Annotated in this window: 4 protein-coding genes and 1 pseudogene; 1 reads left to right on the top strand and 4 read right to left on the bottom strand. The window is 40.4% G+C overall.

Translation table 11 applies throughout. The features are described from left to right. On the bottom strand, positions 1 to 150 hold a 150-nt coding region (locus UYI_RS37100), incomplete at its 3' end, for a CTB family bacteriocin (protein WP_157226380.1). A 96-nt stretch (positions 151 to 246) separates the two neighbouring features. Further along, positions 247 to 459 carry a CTB family bacteriocin gene (locus UYI_RS0122575; RefSeq protein WP_016868948.1) on the bottom strand — a complete coding sequence of 71 codons (213 nt, stop codon included), beginning with the start codon at positions 457 to 459 and terminating at the stop codon, positions 247 to 249. Positions 460 to 866: 407 nt separating this feature from the next. Between UYI_RS0122575 and UYI_RS0122580 the strand changes: the two genes are divergently transcribed. Then, positions 867 to 1,514, top strand: a complete 648-nt coding sequence (locus UYI_RS0122580; protein ID WP_016868949.1) for a response regulator — start codon at positions 867 to 869, stop codon at positions 1,512 to 1,514. Here UYI_RS0122580 and UYI_RS38410 read toward each other — a convergent pair. Both UYI_RS38410 and UYI_RS40255 read right to left on the bottom strand, forming a co-directional pair. Beyond that, entirely contained in the window at positions 1,497 to 1,820 is a 324-nt protein-coding gene (locus UYI_RS38410) for a hypothetical protein (RefSeq protein WP_190806392.1), read from the bottom strand. The two genes, UYI_RS0122580 and UYI_RS38410, sit on opposite strands and share 18 nt — an antisense overlap. A 1-nt stretch (position 1,821) precedes the next feature. Next, positions 1,822 to 2,512: pseudogene (locus tag UYI_RS40255) on the bottom strand (glycoside hydrolase 100 family protein); the annotation flags it as partial.

The raw sequence follows: 2,512 nt of genomic DNA on the forward strand, positions 1-2,512 counted from the left end.
GAAAGAACCAAATGGAGTTGCAGCTGTACTTGATTTAATGCTCTCTTGGCTAGCTGCAAAAGCGGTAAGTTCGTTCAAGCTAGCGCCACCAGCTACAACATCTAGTTCTTGTTCAGAAAGTTCAATTGATTTGTTGAATTCGTTAGACATAATTTACCTCGTTTGTTTGTGTTTTGTATTGTTTGGTTTTTTGAAAAGCAGAAGCGTACCTCTGCCAAGGAAATGAAGAATTACTGATTTAGAAGCTTAAACTTCAATTTGTTTTTGAACAACAGATGCGATTTCTAATTCCTGAATATCTGTTTCGGAAAAAGCTCCAAATGGAGTAGCCGCTACACTTGATTTAATACTGTTTTGTTCAGCTGCAAAAGCGGCAAGTTCATTCAAGCTAGCGCCACCAGCTACAACATCTAGTTCTTGTTCAGAAAGTTCAATTGATTTGTTGAATTCGTTAGACATAATTTACCTCGTTTGTTTGTGTTGTTTGTGTGTTGTTTACTAGTTGAAGAAAGCAGAGATTTGGAAACCGTTTAATTTGTTTTTTGGTTGCCTTTGCTTCATTGCTTTCGTAACTGAATTCATAGTAGAATTTTGTTCAGGGATTTCACATCTGAAAAACGTCTCGACTCTTATCTCAACTAAATAAATAAACACACTGTGACTTTCGTTGATTAAATAAGTAAATATTCCTATGACTAAAGTTGGAGATTGTAGAGCAAAATTCAATCTCTTCTAGTTCTTGACTTCAAATTAATGAGTAATACTCGCTAGTTACCCTTAAATTAGCTGCTTTTTTGACTATCTATGATGCAGACATAGTTCTACACTAGGGTAGTACTCCTGCAAAAGTTTAGATGCACTCCCATATGATTCGTCTGTTACTTGTAGATGACCAGACTCTTATTCGAGACGGTATCAGGGCTATGCTAAATTTAGAGCCTGACTTAGAAGTTGTGGGAACTGCGGATAATGGCGAAAGTGCGATCGCCCAAGTAAAGACATTACAGCCAGATGTTGTGTTAATGGACGTGCGTATGCCTGTGATGGATGGTACAGTGGCTACTGGCATTATCTCCGAGCAATTTCCAAATACAAAAGTGATAGTCCTTAGCACGTTTGATGATGATGAATACATTGCTGATGCAATGCGATCAGGAGCAAAGGGCTATTTACTCAAAGATATGCCGTCTGAGGAATTGGCGCAGGCGATTCGGTTTGTCCATAAAGGTTACACCCAAATGGGGCCAGGACTTTTAGAAAAGATAGTTCCTAAAATCCAAAGTTCAGAACCTGTTAGTCCAAAGTTACCTGAACCAAAATTGGACTTACTGACTGATCGAGAACAAGATGTATTGCGCTTGATTGCAATTGGTGCTACGAATCGCGAAATTGCACAACAACTTTATATTTCGGAAGGGACAGTCAAAACCCATGTCACCCACCTGCTTAATCGTCTAAATCTAAAAAATCGATCGCAATTGGCAATTTATGCGAACTCAGTCTATGGTGCGTAAAGTTAGGCAGAAGGCAGATGGTGAGGCAGCCCCCGTCTTGGCGGTTTCCGGCGATGGGGGACTGCCGAACCCGAAGGGCAGATGGCAGAAGGGGTAAGAATTTTCATGGCGCGTTTCAGGATGAAATAACCAGCGTGCCAACTCACCCTGGCGAATCGCATCCTGCATTTGGTCAATCAATTGGATACCTACCATCTCAGTGATTTCCTGACCAAAATTCACTGCAAAGTCATGATTAAGTTGGGATCGCAAAGGCTCAAGGTTTAGTAAATCAGCTTGATAAAGACGAATGGTTACTGGAATCACAAGTAAAGAAACGAAAATCCATGCGTCCAGGGCCAAGATTACCCGCTAGATAACCGCTAGTATCTGGTAGCCATTCTGTTAACCAAGCAGGTATTGAATCAGGATAAATATTGAATCTGTTCGCTACTTCTTTGCCAAATTCATCACCTTTAAAACGATAAATTTCATTTAAGCGACTTGGGTCAATCCAATAATATTCGCGGATATGATAGGTAAGAGGTGCTAAACGTTGATTTACATCTATAGATGCAGAAATTATTATCATTATTGGGCAGAAGAAGTTCTGTAGCTGCACGTAAAGCAGCATAAAACAGCACCTGAATTTCTAGAGGATGTTCGTAGACACCCATACGTCGGTCAATCATAAAAGCGCCATCGAGAACCAACATTGTTGGATACATGGCAAATCGATGGACAAGACACATTTCCAAAATTAACTTGATTCCCTGTTGAAATTCGGTTTTGTGGGCAAGTGAAATATCGCCTGTGGCTTTCACATAAGCTCGTAGTAAGATAATCCACCATAAGCAAGAATCAACAGGTGGAACTTTGGCGATCGCGTGTTCCCCAAAATCAGCAGTCAAATACTCTTCACCATCTTTATGTTACTACTTTAAAACTGGCTGGCATTATTCCTGGCCCCGGCTGAAAACAGTCCATTTGCGGTTCATGACTCTGCAAAGCGAGAGTTT

It is taken from the genome of Fischerella muscicola PCC 7414 (assembly GCF_000317205.1).
In the GTDB taxonomy this organism is placed as follows: domain Bacteria; phylum Cyanobacteriota; class Cyanobacteriia; order Cyanobacteriales; family Nostocaceae; genus Fischerella; species Fischerella muscicola.

Excerpts from the sequence above, each read along its gene's own strand:
- UYI_RS0122575 (WP_016868948.1), bottom strand. The coding sequence starts at position 459 with ATGTCTAACGAATTCAACAAATCAATTGAACTTTCTGAACAAGAACTA.
- UYI_RS0122580 (WP_016868949.1), top strand. The coding sequence starts at position 867 with ATGATTCGTCTGTTACTTGTAGATGACCAGACTCTTATTCGAGACGGT.